This window comes from Pseudomonas sp. PsB (assembly GCF_043658375.1).
In the GTDB taxonomy this organism is placed as follows: domain Bacteria; phylum Pseudomonadota; class Gammaproteobacteria; order Pseudomonadales; family Pseudomonadaceae; genus Aquipseudomonas; species Aquipseudomonas putida_Z.
Window position 1 is genome coordinate 1 of sequence record NZ_JBIGLU010000016.1, and the last position, 13,372, is coordinate 13,372.

General features: G+C 59.1%; 15 protein-coding genes and 2 tRNA genes. 6 read left to right on the forward strand and 11 right to left on the reverse strand.

Features of this window, described 5'->3' with window-relative positions; genetic code table 11:
• Positions 1-76: transfer RNA gene (locus tag ACGLHT_RS18690), tRNA-Lys, on the forward strand.
• 175 nt (positions 77-251) lie between these two features.
• Here ACGLHT_RS18690 and ACGLHT_RS18695 read toward each other — a convergent pair.
• The 3 genes from ACGLHT_RS18695 to ACGLHT_RS18705 all read right to left on the reverse strand — a co-directional run bounded on the left by ACGLHT_RS18695 (position 252) and on the right by ACGLHT_RS18705 (position 2,568).
• On the reverse strand, positions 252-1,547 hold the full coding sequence (locus tag ACGLHT_RS18695) for an NAD(P)/FAD-dependent oxidoreductase (RefSeq protein WP_025337608.1): 1,296 nt from the start codon (positions 1,545-1,547) through the stop codon (positions 252-254).
• Between the two features lie 84 nt (positions 1,548-1,631).
• Complete coding sequence (locus tag ACGLHT_RS18700; protein WP_013970765.1) at positions 1,632-1,805, reverse strand: DUF3094 family protein; 174 nt, start codon at positions 1,803-1,805, stop codon at positions 1,632-1,634.
• A 133-nt stretch (positions 1,806-1,938) separates the two neighbouring features.
• Complete coding sequence (locus tag ACGLHT_RS18705) at positions 1,939-2,568, reverse strand: DUF1780 domain-containing protein (RefSeq protein ID WP_013970766.1); 630 nt, start codon at positions 2,566-2,568, stop codon at positions 1,939-1,941.
• Positions 2,569-2,701: 133 nt separating this feature from the next.
• Here ACGLHT_RS18705 and ACGLHT_RS18710 point away from each other — a divergent pair, with 133 nt between their 5' ends.
• Entirely contained in the window at positions 2,702-3,409 is a 708-nt protein-coding gene (locus tag ACGLHT_RS18710) for an energy-coupling factor ABC transporter permease (protein ID WP_274119798.1), read from the forward strand.
• Between the two features lie 237 nt (positions 3,410-3,646).
• Here ACGLHT_RS18710 and yacG read toward each other — a convergent pair whose 3' ends face one another.
• Genes yacG through ACGLHT_RS18730 form a run of 4 tightly spaced genes read right to left on the reverse strand, consistent with a single transcriptional unit; the run spans position 3,647 to position 6,544 of the window.
• Complete coding sequence (gene yacG / locus ACGLHT_RS18715) at positions 3,647-3,847, reverse strand: DNA gyrase inhibitor YacG (RefSeq protein ID WP_003260624.1); 201 nt, start codon at positions 3,845-3,847, stop codon at positions 3,647-3,649.
• Complete coding sequence (gene coaE, locus ACGLHT_RS18720; protein WP_274119797.1) at positions 3,844-4,467, reverse strand: dephospho-CoA kinase; 624 nt, start codon at positions 4,465-4,467, stop codon at positions 3,844-3,846. The genes yacG and coaE overlap by 4 nt, the downstream gene beginning before the upstream one ends.
• A complete protein-coding gene (locus ACGLHT_RS18725) occupies positions 4,467-5,333 on the reverse strand; it encodes an A24 family peptidase (protein ID WP_274119796.1) in 867 nt (288 codons plus the stop codon). Before ACGLHT_RS18725 ends, coaE begins: the two co-directional genes overlap by 1 nt.
• Positions 5,334-5,335: 2 nt before the next feature.
• Positions 5,336-6,544 carry a type II secretion system F family protein gene (locus ACGLHT_RS18730; protein WP_274119795.1) on the reverse strand — a complete coding sequence of 403 codons (1,209 nt, stop codon included), beginning with the start codon at positions 6,542-6,544 and terminating at the stop codon, positions 5,336-5,338.
• A gap of 216 nt (positions 6,545-6,760) precedes the next feature.
• On the opposite strand from ACGLHT_RS18730, the gene ACGLHT_RS18735 reads away from it, so the two are divergent.
• From ACGLHT_RS18735 to mobV, 3 genes are all read left to right on the forward strand, one after another.
• Positions 6,761-7,171 carry a pilin gene (locus tag ACGLHT_RS18735; protein ID WP_085693101.1) on the forward strand — a complete coding sequence of 137 codons (411 nt, stop codon included), beginning with the start codon at positions 6,761-6,763 and terminating at the stop codon, positions 7,169-7,171.
• A gap of 71 nt (positions 7,172-7,242) precedes the next feature.
• A tRNA-Thr gene (locus ACGLHT_RS18740) sits at positions 7,243-7,318 on the forward strand.
• A 338-nt stretch (positions 7,319-7,656) separates the two neighbouring features.
• Complete coding sequence (gene mobV, locus ACGLHT_RS18745) at positions 7,657-8,622, forward strand: MobV family relaxase (protein ID WP_394520048.1); 966 nt, start codon at positions 7,657-7,659, stop codon at positions 8,620-8,622.
• A 1,071-nt stretch (positions 8,623-9,693) separates the two neighbouring features.
• On the opposite strand, the gene ACGLHT_RS18750 is transcribed toward mobV, so the two are convergent.
• The 4 genes from ACGLHT_RS18750 to ACGLHT_RS18765 all read right to left on the reverse strand — a co-directional run bounded on the left by ACGLHT_RS18750 (position 9,694) and on the right by ACGLHT_RS18765 (position 12,713).
• Positions 9,694-9,978 (reverse strand): hypothetical protein, encoded by a 285-nt coding sequence (locus ACGLHT_RS18750; protein ID WP_274119793.1) that lies wholly within the window; start codon positions 9,976-9,978, stop codon positions 9,694-9,696.
• 182 nt (positions 9,979-10,160) lie between these two features.
• Positions 10,161-10,373: a hypothetical protein gene (locus tag ACGLHT_RS18755; RefSeq protein WP_274119792.1), complete on the reverse strand. Its 213-nt coding sequence runs from the start codon at positions 10,371-10,373 to the stop codon at positions 10,161-10,163.
• Between the two features lie 548 nt (positions 10,374-10,921).
• On the reverse strand, positions 10,922-11,647 hold the full coding sequence (locus tag ACGLHT_RS18760; protein WP_274119791.1) for a hypothetical protein: 726 nt from the start codon (positions 11,645-11,647) through the stop codon (positions 10,922-10,924).
• A gap of 49 nt (positions 11,648-11,696) precedes the next feature.
• The gene (locus ACGLHT_RS18765; protein WP_274119790.1) at positions 11,697-12,713 is read right to left on the reverse strand and encodes a phage major capsid protein, P2 family; all 1,017 of its coding nucleotides are present in this window, start codon (positions 12,711-12,713) and stop codon (positions 11,697-11,699) included.
• A 356-nt stretch (positions 12,714-13,069) separates the two neighbouring features.
• Between ACGLHT_RS18765 and ACGLHT_RS18770 the strand changes: the two genes are divergently transcribed.
• On the forward strand, positions 13,070-13,282 hold the full coding sequence (locus ACGLHT_RS18770; RefSeq protein ID WP_274119789.1) for a DUF4224 domain-containing protein: 213 nt from the start codon (positions 13,070-13,072) through the stop codon (positions 13,280-13,282).
• Positions 13,283-13,372: the final 90 nt, after the last annotated feature.

The window sequence follows — 13,372 nt, forward strand, 5'->3', positions numbered from 1 at the left end:
GGGTCGTTAGCTCAGTTGGTAGAGCAGTTGGCTTTTAACCAATTGGTCGTAGGTTCGAATCCTACACGACCCACCATGAAAAAAAGGGCATCTCCAATGAGATGCCCTTTTTTTTGCCAGAATTTTGGGCCTGCGTTGCAGGCCATCGCGACACAAGGCCGCTCCTACAGCAAGCAGATACTGCGCGGTCTTTTGTAGGAGCGGCCTTGTGTCGCGAAAGGGGCGCAAAGCGCCCCCAGCAATCTTAAGCGTCAGTGCAACTTCAACCTAGGCTCGGTACCCCGGCCAATCTTGCTACCCAGCATCATCAACGCCGTACGGAAGAACCCGTACAACGCCATCTGGTGCATCCGGTACAGCGACACGTAGAACATCCGCGCCAGCCAGCCCTCCAGCTTCACGCTGCCCATCAGGTTACCCATCAGGTTGCCCACCGCCGAGAAGCGCGACAGCGACACCAGCGAACCGTAGTCCTTGTACTCATAGGTCGGCAGCGCCTTGTTCTCCAGCCGCGCCTTCAAGCTCTGCGCCAGCATCGAAGCCTGCTGGTGCGCCGCCTGGGCACGTGGCGGTACGTTGCGGTCGCTACCCGGTTGCGGGCAGGCGGCGCAGTCACCGAAGGCAAAGATATTGTCGTCGCGCGTGGTCTGCAGGGTAGGGCGCACCACCAACTGGTTGATGCGGTTGGTTTCCAGGCCATCGATGTCCTTGAGGAAACCCGGCGCACGGATACCGGCCGCCCACACCTTCAGGCTGGCCTGGATCACTTCACCGTCCTTGGTTTTCAGGCCATCCTCGGTCACTTCACTGACGGCGGCGTTGGTCATCACCTTCACCCCGAGCTTTTCCAGGGTCTTGTGCACCGGCACGCTGATACGCTCTGGCAGCGCCGGCAACACGCGCGGGCCCGCCTCGATAATGGTGATGTGCATGTCCTTGGGCTGGATGCGGTCCAGGCCATAGGCCGCCAGTTCGTGGGCCGCGTGATGCAGCTCGGCGGCCAGTTCCACACCGGTGGCACCGGCGCCGACGATGGCCACGCTGATCTTCTCGCTCGCCACATCACCGGCATGGGCACGCAGGTAGTGGTTGAGCAACTGCTGATGGAAACGCTCGGCCTGCTTGCGGGTGTCGAGGAACAGGCAGTGCTGCGCCGCGCCCAGGGTGCCGAAGTCGTTGGTGTTGGAACCCACGGCAATGACCAGGGTGTCGTAGCCCAGGGTGCGCGCAGGCAGCAGCTCGCGGCCCTCTTCGTCGAGGGTGGCGGCCAGTTGAATCTGTTTGCCTTCACGGTCCAGGCCGCTCATGCGCCCCAGCTGGAAGTTGAAGTGGTTCCACTTGGCCTGGGCCACGTAGTTCAGTTCGTCTTCCGAGGAGTTCAGCGAGCCGGCGGCCACTTCGTGCAGCAGGGGCTTCCAGATGTGCGTGAGGTTGGCGTCGACCAGGGTGATCTCGGCCTGCTTGCGCTTGCCCAGGCTTTTACCCAGGCGGGTCGCCAGTTCCAGGCCGCCGGCGCCGCCGCCGACAATCACGATGCGATGAGTCATGGGGATATCTCATAAGGTTTACGGAATTCGTGGCCCCGGGGGCCGGCCGCAAACTGCACGAGGGGAGGGCGAGCGCGAAGCAGCTCATAGCACCAGTCCACTGAGCAGGCGGCTGATGAGACCCAACCCGATGGTCACGGCCACCACCAGCACAAGGAGCAGCCACGGCCGGAAGGGCCTGCGCTCGACTTGGTGCTGGGGGGCTCGCAGATACTCATCGACACGACGCTGATCTTCCGGATTCAGGCGGCTGGTCATGGTAGGGCCTCGTCAGGTAGACGTTTGTGACTGCGTAAACGCTACAGCGTTCACGCAAGCGCTTGAAACAAATGATAATGCTTTCTATCTCTGGCGCCGAGTGTACGCCATCGCAAACATTCGCTGCACTGGATCAAAGACTGATGCCCACGTCGAAAACAATGCTGCGGCCCAGGTTGCCGCGCAGGAAGTCCGGCGCGTCGGGGTGGGCGAACAGCACCCGGGCAAAGGTCGGCCCGACCAGCGACAGCGAGCGCCAGCCTTGGCGCAGGTATTCGGTGGGCGGCGGGAAGTGAGTGTTGAGGTCGAGCACTTCGCGCTTGAGGCTGGCGAAGGCAATGATGTCCAGCTCGTTCAGCTCCAGCCCGCGTTCCCGGTAGTTGTGCGCCTTCTTGCGCAAGGTCGGCGCCAGCCGCCCCAGCAGCTCGGTGGCACTGATGCGCCGCGGGCGCGCCTCGCGGCGTACAAGCTGCGCCAGGGAGAATGCACTACGACGGCGCTGCAGTTCTTCGCGCCATTCATCGTTGAGCCGGCGGCCCTCGTCGAGCACGAAAAACACCTCGAAGGCCGCATCGCGGAACAGTACGTCTGGCGGTTCTTGCCCGGCCGGGGTGAAGTCCTCGCTGCGGTAGGGGATGTTCAGCCCCTGCAACAGGCGTTGGCACACCCAACGCTCCCGCTCCCACTTGCGGGCGTTGGAGAGAAAGGCATTGGCTTGTTCCGCCTGGATGGTAAGCAGGCGCAGGTAGTCTGAGTCATCCATGCAGACAAGCTTAGCCGCTAATCGATGACGATAAGATGCTGTTTGTGCGCAGGAATCAGCCCGGTACCGGCGCACTGTTGCGCTACCCCTGCCAGATGAAACGGAGAATGGGTGTAGACTCGGCTTTATCCACATGGCTGCAAGGGGCATTCGTCAGGTGATCAGCGCGCAGGTGTTGTCCGGCACCACCCTTACGCTTGGCTGGCTGGGATATGTGCCGTTGCTGATCTGGGCGGTCAGCCAGGTACGCTGGGTTGAGCTGTTCACTGACCGGCGCCGCCAGCATCTGCTGTTTGGCACGGTGTTCTGCCTGTTTGCCTTGTGGTTGGTGCGGCGCGATTTCGATACCGGGGTGTCGTACCACTTCATAGGCATGACGGCGGTCACGCTGTTGCTGGACTGGCCACTGGCGGTGCTTGGCGGGTTCATGGCCCAGCTCGGCTTGCTGGCGCTGGGGCGCCAGGACCTGGCGGCGCTTGGGGTGAATGGCTTGTTGCTGGTTGGCCTGCCGGTGCTGATAGCCGAGGCGTGCGCGATAGGGGTCGAGCGCGCCCAGCCGCGAAACCTGTTTGTGTATATCTTCTGTTCAGGGTTCTTCCCGGCAGCCTTGACGGTGCTGGCTTGCCTGTCGGTCGGGCTGGGGCTGTTGTGGCTGGACGGGCGCTTCGCCATGCCGGAGTGGCTCAGCGATTTTGTCGGCTACCTGTGGCTGATGATGTTCCCCGAAGCATTCATCAACGGCACGGTAATCAGCGCGCTGGTGGTGTTTTGCCCGGAGTGGCTGGAAACCTTCAACCGGACGCGGTATCTGCAGGCGCCGTGGAAGGAGGATGATCGATAAGTAACCAGGCCTCCGCAGCAGCGCGATCCTTGCTTGTAGGAGCGGCCTTGTGTCGCGAAAGGGCTGCGAAGCAGCCCCGGCGATCTTTGAGTTAACGCTGAAATCGGGGGCCGCTTTGCGGCCCATCGCGACACAAGGCCGCTCCTACAGGTATCGCGCCAGTCTTGAGGCTTGTGGGGTCGCCTGTGGGAGCGGGCATGTCCGCGAAGAGGCCCGCACAGCCACTTGGCTATCGGATCAATGCCGCGGCTCCAGGTCCCCCGAGTACAGCTCGTCTTCAGACTCTTCCGCCCCCGGAATCTTGTGCTCCTCCGCCGCCCAGGCGCCCAGGTCGATCAGCTTGCAACGGTCCGAACAGAACGGCCGGAACGGGCTTTTCTCGTTCCATTCCACAGGTGCGCCACAGGTCGGGCAATCGACGGTCAATGGCTGGCTCATGGCTGGCCTCCTCGTAAAGTCAGGTAAAAGTGGTGCAGGCGGTCAATCTGCTGATGCAGCGTGGCCAGGTCGGCGTCATTGACCACCACATCATCGGCATGGCGCAGGCGCTCCTCGCGGGCCAGCTGGGCCTTGAGAATGGCCTGCACCTGCTCGGCGCTGGTGTTGTCACGCGCCAGGGTACGCGCCACCTGCAGCTCCTGCGGCGCATCGATCACCAGCACCCGCTGGGTCTTCTGGTACTGGCCCGACTCGATCAGCAGCGGCGACACATACACCGCATACGGCGACTCCGCCTTGGCCAGGTAGCTGAAAATCTCCTGCCCGATCAGCGGGTGCAGCAATTGCTCCAGCCATTTGCGCTGCGCCGGGTCGGCGAAGATCAGCTGGCGCAGGGCCGCACGATCGAGTTGGCCGTCCGCCTGCAGCACGCCGGCGCCGAAGCGCTCGACGATGCTGGCCAGGGCCGGGCGGCCAGGCTCGACAACCCAGCGCGCCGCCTGGTCGGCATCGACCAGGTGCACGCCAAGCTCGACGAAACGCTCGGCAGCGGCGCTCTTGCCGCTACCAATGCCGCCGGTCAGGCCGAGAATCCAGGGGGTAAAGGCCGCAGTGGTCATCAGAATCCAAGCAGTTGTGTGTATGAAGCGTATATTTCATCACCCCAGAGCACGGCAATCCACCCCGCAATCGCCAGATAGGGGCCGAACGGGATCGCCGTACCCATGGCATGGCGGCGCAGACGCAGCAGACACAGCCCAGCCAGCGCCCCGACCACCGACGACAACAGCAGGGTCAACGGCAACACCTGCCAGCCACCCCAGGCCCCGATCAGCGCCATCAGCTTGAAGTCGCCATAGCCCATGCCTTCCTTGCCAGTGACCAGCTTGAACAGCCAATACACCGTCCAAAGGCTGAGGTACCCGGCCACCGCGCCCCACAGCGCGCTGCTCAGCGGGATGTAGAGGCCGAAGGCGTTGACGATCAGCCCCAGCCACAGCATCGGCAGCACCAGCGCATCCGGCAGCAACTGGTGCTCGGCATCGATCAGGCTCAGGGCCAGCAGGCACCAGGTCAGCGGCAGCGCCAGCAAGGCCTCGGGCGAAGCACCAAAGCGCCAGGCCACCACCAGCGACAGCAGCGCGCTGGCCACCTCCACCAACGGGTAGCGCGGGCTGATGCGGGTTTTGCAGGCTGAACAACGCCCGCGCAAGGCCAGGTAGCTGATGACCGGAATGTTCTCCCATGCGCGAATTCGATGCGCGCAATGCGGGCAGCGCGAGGCGGGTAGCCACAGGTCGAAACGCTCGTGCGGCGTGATCGGCAATTCCAGCATTTCCTGCGCCTCACGCTGCCATTGTCGCTCCAGCATGATCGGCAGGCGGTACACCAGCACATTGAGAAAACTGCCCACCAGCAGACCGAGCACCGTGGCCAGGGTGAGAAAGTACGCCGGCTGCTCAGCCAGCAAAGTCCATAAAGTCATGTTCAGATCAAGCTACCCAACTGGAAGATCGGCAGGTACATCGCCACCACCAGGCCGCCCACCAGCAGGCCCAGGACCAGCACGATGGCCGGCTCCAGCAGGCTGGTCAACTGGTCCAGCGCCTGGCTGACCTGTTCCTCGTAATGACTGGCGGCTTTTTCCAGCATCTGGTCCAGCGTGCCGCTGGATTCCCCGATGGCCGTCAGTTGCACCAGCAGCGGCGGAAACAGCGGCTCAGCGGCCATCGCCTGGTGCAGCCCCTGCCCATTGGCCATGCCCTGGCGCAGCCGCAACACCGCCTGTTCATGCAGGTCGCCGCCACTGACCCTGGCCACCGTGCCCAACGCATCCAGCAACGGCACCCCGGCGGAGTAGGACGTTGCCAGGCTGCGCGCAAAGCGTGCCAGCGCCGCCTGCCCCAGCAGCGTGCCGAACACCGGAAAACCCAGCACCCGGCGAGATATCCACAGGCGCGCTGGCGGGTGCTGCCGGTAGAGCTGGCGCATGGCAAAACCCATCACCACGGCCATCACCAGCAACAGCGGCGCAAAGCGGCTCAGCCCTGTGGACAAGTCGATCACCCATTGGGTAAATGCCGGCAACGCCACGCCCATGCCAGAGAACATGCTCTCGAATTTCGGAATCACCTCCAGCAGCAAAATCGCCGACACCCCCAGCCCCGTCAGCAACAGCAGCAACGGGTAGATCATCGCCTTGCGCACCTTCTTGTGCAGCACCCGGCGCTGCTCCAGCATGCCAGCCAGCTGTTCCAGCTGCCGGTCGAGCGTGCCGGACTGCTCCCCCACCCGCACCAGGTTGCAGTACAACGCATCGAACCACCCCGGGTGGCGCTGCAACGCATCCGCCAGCCCCAGGCCCGAGGCCACATCCTGTTTCAATCTATCCAGCAATGCCGCCTGCGCCGCATCACAGCCACTGCGCCCCATCACCTCGAACGCCTGCAGCAGCGGCACCCCGGCCTTGAGCAAGGTCGCCAGCTGCCGGCTGAACCCCGCCGGGTCGGCCTTTGCCCGCCGTTTCGGCAAACTGAACGTCAGCCCACCGGCAGGCCGCAAACTGGCCACCTTGATGCCCTGGCGGATCAGCCCGGCACGCACATAAGCCGGGCTGCGCCCTGATGTTTGCCCGCTGACCGGCGTGCCGTTGGCGTCAGTGCCGTGCCAGGTGTAGAGGAGTGTGGATTGGGTCATGCAAAGGTCCTTTTTCTGCCCGTGCGACAAGCCTGGAAACAGCTTGCCGCGCCCATGCAAGGGCGTGCGTCCGAGATGCTCACTAGAGTAGTTCAGCGAAGACGACGCCCGAGCGGGCAGGGGTGACAAAAGGTGTCTGTTCAGGCCTACTGCGCCGCTGCCAGCCGGGGTCGAGCCTGACCTCAACGAGTACGCGTATCAAAAAGGAAAACGTTCATGAAAGGGCAACGCGGTATCACCCTGATCGAACTGATGATCGTCGTCGCGATCATCGGCATTCTGGCGACCATCGCCTTACCGATGTACACCAACCACCAGTCACGCTCCAAGGCCGCGGCCGGGTTGCTGGAGATCAGCGCGCTGAAGACGGCGATGGACCTGCGGCTGAATGATGGGAAGGATGTGCCGGATGTGGCCGCGCTGGGGGGCCAGCCGGCGACGGCGCACTGTGCGATCACGGCTAGCGGCAAGGCGGCGGATGGCACCGGGAGCATCGTGTGCACGCTGGTGGATGCGCCGGCCACTGTGCTCGGCAAGGCACTGACCCTGACGCGTTCGGCTACTGGGTGGGCGTGTACGACCAACATCGAGGAAGACCTGGCGCCGAAGGGGTGCAAGGCGCCTTGAGGGTGGGGCAATAAACTAGCGGAAACAGGGGTTTGCGTAACGGGTGCGAGCAGTGGTACGTTGCGCTACACGCCGGTGTAGCTCAGTCGGTAGAGCAGCGCACTCGTAACGCGAAGGTCGTAGGTTCGATTCCTATCCCCGGCACCAGTATTCATGCGGTCTGCAGCAGTTTCATGATCCTCGTAAAAATGGTCGTGACAGCAGCGTGACAGCAAACATCAATTGAGCCTTAGGCTCTGCCGCCGCTTTAAGTGGCACCAAAAGCCCCAATCAGGCGTCCTCTGATGGGGTTTTTTTGTGCCGATTTACTCGGCTTTTCCCAGCGCAGCTGGGCCCACTCATCGCGAAGCGATGTGTAGTGGGTTACACATCGTGGCTCTTGCGATGGGTGCTGCTCCAAGCGTTAACTGGTTGAAATACCAGTTAAAAGCGACGGAGAAGCGCTTATGAATTACGCGATCCTGAGGACGAAGAAACTGAAGTCCATGGGTGCAGTTTCACGTTCGGCCAGGCATACCCATAGGGAGCAGCCGACTCCGAACGCTGACCCCACGAAGACTGATTTGAACAGGACTGCCGGGGCAAAGGGGGTAGGTCAGATTTTGACTGTCTTGGAGCGCACCCTACCCCCGAAAAGGAGGAAGGATGCAGTGTTGGCCATTGAGTACCTGGTCACCGCGTCACCAGAGGCGTTCAAAAGACACGGAGGGCCTTTGAATGACATGGGGGACGGCTACTTCAAGGATGCGCTGAAGTGGCTCCGGGACAAGCATGGCAAGGCGAACGTGATCTCGGCCACTATCCACCTGGACGAGTCGACCCCGCACATGGTCGCCTACGTCGTACCGATGACTGCTGACAAGCGGCTCTCCTGCCGGGACTTTCTGGGAAGCCGCAAGAAGCTCACCGCGATGCAGACCGACTTCCAAGCAAAGGTCGGCGCCAAGTATGGGCTAGCGCGAGGAGTGAAGGGTTCCAAGGCGCAGCACGAGGCCGTGGCGTCCTTCTACTCGACCCTTGCTGCTCAGCATAAGGCGCCGGCCCTGAAATCTCGTGATTACGCGTCTGCGGCGCTGGGTATCAAAACGACTGCATGGAGAGAGGCTGAAGCCGTAGCCGAGGCCAACGCGATGAGCGCTACTCGGGCTGAGCGCACTGCGAAGGCAAATAGATCGAGAGCCCAGGCCGTGATCCGAATGGGCGAAGGTCTTGAACGACGTGCGGAAATTCTAGAGCGGCAAAGGCAGGCTCTCTCTCGTGACAGCAAGCAATTGGATGCCCAATCCATCGGCCTATCATTACTCCAGGAGCAATTGATCGAGGCCGGAAATAGCATCGAGCTTCTCAGGGCTCAAAAGGCAGACCTGGAGAGTCGCTTGATGCTCCTGCGTCAAACTCAGAAAAAAAAGATCGGACTGCACGGGGGGGACGAACATGTCCCATCTCGGTAGACCAGGCTCTATCGGCTCGAGATATTTTCTCACCAGCGAATGGGGGATATCGATCATCTGCTGAATGCACACTGGTAGACTGAGCTCACGCTGTAGGTGTTGCCGAAGCGCTCTCGGGGGCAACATCAGCCAGCTTGCGAAGAAACCGATCCTGCCTTGGTAGGATCGGTTTTTTTGCTTTCGCATTCCAACTGGACAGTACCTCAATCGCATCGAGCGGTTCGAGATGATGGCTACTTTGCGAGTGGTAGCAGCAAGAGTGCCGCAGCGTGATAGGCCTGATTTTTCGACCCCTCTGCTGGTATACGCGTTGTACGAAACGCCCCCCTGCATGTAGCAAAGTAAAATTTAGGTTGACCCATAGAAAGCCTGTCAGATTTGTCAGACTGTAGTTATTACCTTGATCTAACCCTTGTATCTCAAGGCGTTCAGCGTTTTTGGCGAGTGTCAGAAAGGTGTCAGCGGTCTGTCAGAACCTGACAAAACCAAGGTGTCAGATTAATTATTTGTAACTCATTGATTTATATGGGTTTTATTTCTTGCGTGTCAGATTTTCCACGAGTTTCCCACTCCGCTGTCAGGACGTTAAACCCAGAGAATACGCGGCCTCCAGCCGACTCTCTGACAGATATCCATGTTCTGACAGGGTTTTGAGGGTCAGCCTTAAAAACCTTTCCAGGGTGATCCCCAAATTCGCAGTGTCGCTGGCTTGTTGCTGGGCGGTTCACAACGGCAGAGCGGTCACAGCTCGACCATCAGCTCCTAGATCCCCACTCCATCGGTGAAGCGTCCTGGGCTGCTCAGGCGCTTGGCACTTGGCCGGCGCGCAGCGAGTGCACCTCCAGCCCTTGATTGATCACTGCTGGCCACCTGTTGCAGTTGCTGCAGGCCCTGCTCCCGGCTGCCGCGAATGATCACGTAGATGCGCTCGATGGCGATTGGTTGGAGGGCCTCAAGTAGCCTCAGCGCCTAGTCCAGACTCTAGGCGTGTACCTGGGCCATTCAGCGGCTGGCCGCGGAGTACCGTCGGCATTAGGATGCGAGGCGGTAACTCCGCGGCGACATGCTCAATTAATGTGGCACCTCCTCCACGGCCTCCACATAGCTGCGGAACACTTCGGTTAAGCGGGCGCAGGCCGAACCGTCGAGACGGTGGCCGTCTTTCAGGCCGAGCGCATAGCCAGTAGCCCGGCCTTTGCTTTCCCACAATGGACGTTCAGCGCCGCCATTCTGCAGCGCGATGGCTGCATGCTCGATGCTCTGCAGCAGGGTGGTGGCGTGGCGCTCGATGTCTTCGGGTAGGCGCAAACCGCGGAGTTCAGACAGTGCGGCAGTAAACGATTCGGTGTACGACAAAGTGCATTCTCCAGGTGTCACGCGTGAGGGGCAGGCATTGCGGCAACAAAACCCATGGGTGTGTTTCCCGACATAGCGGGGCGTGGGGGCAGGCAGAAAAAAGCCCCACGTCGTCTCTGATCGGGAGGTCTTTTTAACATAGCGTCGCTACTCGAAGAGGCCATCACTTGGCCACTATTCGACTAGATCTTCTCGCGGAAGTCGACCGGGGTCATGTAGCCCAGGTAGGCGCAGCTGAGCATCACGGCGACCGAGGTCACGCCGGCTTCCTCGCGGGCGTTCGCGATGCGGGGCAGTGTGATGACCTGATCCTGATAGCCTTTGTATGTGGTGGCATAGGTAAAGTCACCCTCGTCCAGATTATCGACGAAGGTGAAGCAGTAGTAATGGAACATGCGGGGTCTGTCCGTGAGGTGAGTGCCGGCGCCATTTTAGAAGAGGGCCGGCCAGGGAAAATCCAGCCAAGAAAAAAAACTGGCCGAGAAAAACACTTATCCCCCTCCCGCCGACGCGCTTTGCGTCGCGAAATTGTGCAAACAGCGAGGCATTGCAAATAAGGCCCCAGCCCAAGCCGCACACGTAGGCTGGCAGAGCATCGCCCTTTTCACACTGTGAAAGGTTTTGCAAAGGTGTGCAAAGGCTCGAGTAAGGATCAGCATCCCCCAAGGAGGCGAGCAGGTGTTCAATCCTCAATGAACATAGGGGTATGGCCGGATTTTTTTTTGCGTGCATGCATATTTTTGCTGCAGATCCATCCACGCCGCTCGAGGTCGTGAAAAGAGCTCAAAGTGCCGTGATTTCAGAGGTTGGGTGCAGAGAGGGGGGCGCGACTCTTTTCATTTCGTTGCACCGCTAGAGTCTGCGGTACCGGGCGAGGGCACCGAGGCCACGAGGATGGCCTCGGTTGTATTTGGCGTGGCAAATCTGCTCGCCAAGGGAAAGGTCATGATGAGGCGTGCATGCGCTGGAGCTTGAGCAGCTCGCCAGGGGTGTTCACCACCGCCTCTCCTGCGACTACCGGAGGCATGGATACCAGGGTGGAGGTGGGGGTACTGTGCTCCGATCCGGCGAACAGTTTCTCAAACTCTTTGGCGAAAGTTTTCCAGGTGAGCTCTTGCGTTTTTTCTGCCCTTTGCCGCATTCCGTTGCAAGCACGTAGCAAGCCATCGTGCTCTTCCAGGCCAGCAAGGCATAGCGCCTTCGATAGCGCAAAGATATCAAGCAGTTCCTCTCGCAAGCCGTTCCGTGCAAGTTTCTCGTTGATCTTGCCTTGCCAATAAGCCTTGTTGAGTGCGCGAGGTTCATTTACGAGCTGCATTCGAGCCTGGGCGACTTGCATGACCAAATCGTTTTTGATGCCTGCTCTCGACTCTAGAGTGGCGCGCATGGCCGCAGCCTCTTTTCTGAGATTGGCGGATCGCTCAATCTCTTCATTAATTTTGGCCTGATCGACAACGCCAGCCCGTGCCTGTTTACGCCATGAATCATCAGTACGGTCAGCCTGTCCTTCAAGGGCAGATGCTTTTTGGTTGATGCGCTCATCTTCCTCCGAAGCAGCGGTGAGCTGCTTTTGCAGGTTGATGTAAACTTCTTTGTTCGTCTCGAAACAAACTGCGCGTGCTTTCAACTCAGGTGGAAGAGTTTCCATCTCAAGATTGATCGGCTGCATGTGTGGTGATCCTTAAAGGTCAAGTTCTGGAAAGAGTTATTTAAGTGCGTTACATCAGTTCGACATTTTCAGCCATCGCGAATTTTTCCAACTGCTCGATTACGTAGCCCTCGTTCCGGCTGTTGTAATCCTCTACCCTGGAGCGCTTTGGATTCTCGAGCAGGTGGCGACGCCAGCTCGAATCTTGGTAGTAAATCGAAAGGTTGTCCCAGCTCGTAACCAGAACCGAATTGACAGGGAAAAATGGGACGCTGAAGCTTGGCAGTCCTCCGTATGTGGATGTTACCTGCGCGTCCTCAATGCGCTCTTTCTCGGTAGGAGTTCCAGCTTGTTTGGAGTACAACTTAGCCTTGTCGGAGGCGAGAAGATCGCTTCCAATGATTGCAATTAGATCACCTGCTTCGCGATACACCGGATCAATCATTTGTTTGACGTCATGCACCAGGGCGTCAAGGTTCGCATAGTCACCGCCTTCGCCCAGTTCAATCTTCCCGGCGGTCATGCCTTGGGAAAGGACTTGAGAGGCGATTTGCTCGCGAGCCTGTTGGAGCCACCCTTTGTTCACATCCTGGAGCATTGGGTATTCAGCAATGTCCGTGGATGTCGCGACATGAGTGCCATGAAAACCGATCATGATACGGTCTAGGGCGATCTGCTTTTGTACAGCTACGGAGTAGCGCTCGCTGAAGTCCTTGAACTTTGCCCATGCGTCTATTTTTGCATAGGGCAGAGCAACATCCGATTCAGTTGGTGCCAGTTCATAAGTGGAATTGGTCAGCGCTAAAAAGTCTTTTACTTCTCGATCTTTGACCTTGGTATCAGTACGGCCAGAGACCGGGCCGGCGACACCAAGGAAAACCTTATCACCTTTAACTTCACTTACAGGGATAAGGTTGATGCGCTCCAGGAACGCAGCATTTGCAGTTATTTTATCATTCAGCTCCTGCGCGATTGTGGGGTCAACTGCGAAATTGCGTGTGACGGTGTCGACATTGTAGGTGCTGGCAATGTCGCTCTGTAGTTGAATGTACTTGCTGTGAGCAGATGAGCTAATGCTTCGGGCCATTTATGGATGCTCTCAATATTGTGTTATGGGGGTATGCCAGTTCTTATTTACAGTGGAATTTTATCACAATACAATTGGTGTCCAGTCTTTTTGGGGCGGATCATGCGAATTAATTGTACGGAGTGTGGCGGCAAGGCGCATATTTCAAAAGTTGAGGAAGTTCCGCCGGCTTATGCGAAGATGACTTGCATTTGTCTTTCGTCGGACTGCATGCATGGTTTTGTCATGGAGCTGAATTTCTCACATACGTTAAAGCCATCTAAGCTGAGTGTGCCGGCTGGCCATATTATGGATCGAATTTCACGGCTTACCGATGATCAGAGAGCTATCGTTCTGCAGCAGTTGGAGTTTCTGGTATGAGTAGGGTGGTTCCGGGGGTTTTAACTTTTGAAGACTTACAGCACATTACTGGATATCAGCGGCGTTCGGATGTTGAGCGTAGTTTGGTGGAGCAGGGAGTTAGGATATTTCGAGGTCGATGCGGCCCCTGGACAACCTTAGATCTGATCAATAAGGCAGGAGGGATGATGCCCGGCAGTGATGATAAATATGACGCTGATATTCTGTGAACCAGGTTGGATTCGCCTCAAAGCGGCTCGCCAAGAGATTGTGGACGCTACGTACCTTGCCGGAAACCTCATGACCTGGCGAGCAAACTG

Bases quoted from the DNA above. Each gene is read 5' to 3' on its own strand.
- ACGLHT_RS18695 (WP_025337608.1), bottom strand. From the start codon at position 1,547: ATGACTCATCGCATCGTGATTGTCGGCGGCGGCGCCGGCGGCCTGGAA.
- ACGLHT_RS18700 (WP_013970765.1), bottom strand. From the start codon at position 1,805: ATGACCAGCCGCCTGAATCCGGAAGATCAGCGTCGTGTCGATGAGTAT.
- ACGLHT_RS18705 (WP_013970766.1), bottom strand. From the start codon at position 2,568: ATGGATGACTCAGACTACCTGCGCCTGCTTACCATCCAGGCGGAACAA.
- ACGLHT_RS18710 (WP_274119798.1), top strand. From the start codon at position 2,702: ATGGCTGCAAGGGGCATTCGTCAGGTGATCAGCGCGCAGGTGTTGTCC.
- yacG (WP_003260624.1), bottom strand. From the start codon at position 3,847: ATGAGCCAGCCATTGACCGTCGATTGCCCGACCTGTGGCGCACCTGTG.
- coaE (WP_274119797.1), bottom strand. From the start codon at position 4,467: ATGACCACTGCGGCCTTTACCCCCTGGATTCTCGGCCTGACCGGCGGC.
- ACGLHT_RS18725 (WP_274119796.1), bottom strand. From the start codon at position 5,333: ATGACTTTATGGACTTTGCTGGCTGAGCAGCCGGCGTACTTTCTCACC.
- ACGLHT_RS18730 (WP_274119795.1), bottom strand. From the start codon at position 6,544: ATGACCCAATCCACACTCCTCTACACCTGGCACGGCACTGACGCCAAC.
- ACGLHT_RS18735 (WP_085693101.1), top strand. From the start codon at position 6,761: ATGAAAGGGCAACGCGGTATCACCCTGATCGAACTGATGATCGTCGTC.
- mobV (WP_394520048.1), top strand. From the start codon at position 7,657: ATGGGTGCAGTTTCACGTTCGGCCAGGCATACCCATAGGGAGCAGCCG.
- ACGLHT_RS18755 (WP_274119792.1), bottom strand. From the start codon at position 10,373: ATGTTCCATTACTACTGCTTCACCTTCGTCGATAATCTGGACGAGGGT.
- ACGLHT_RS18760 (WP_274119791.1), bottom strand. From the start codon at position 11,647: ATGCAGCCGATCAATCTTGAGATGGAAACTCTTCCACCTGAGTTGAAA.
- ACGLHT_RS18765 (WP_274119790.1), bottom strand. From the start codon at position 12,713: ATGGCCCGAAGCATTAGCTCATCTGCTCACAGCAAGTACATTCAACTA.
- ACGLHT_RS18770 (WP_274119789.1), top strand. From the start codon at position 13,070: ATGAGTAGGGTGGTTCCGGGGGTTTTAACTTTTGAAGACTTACAGCAC.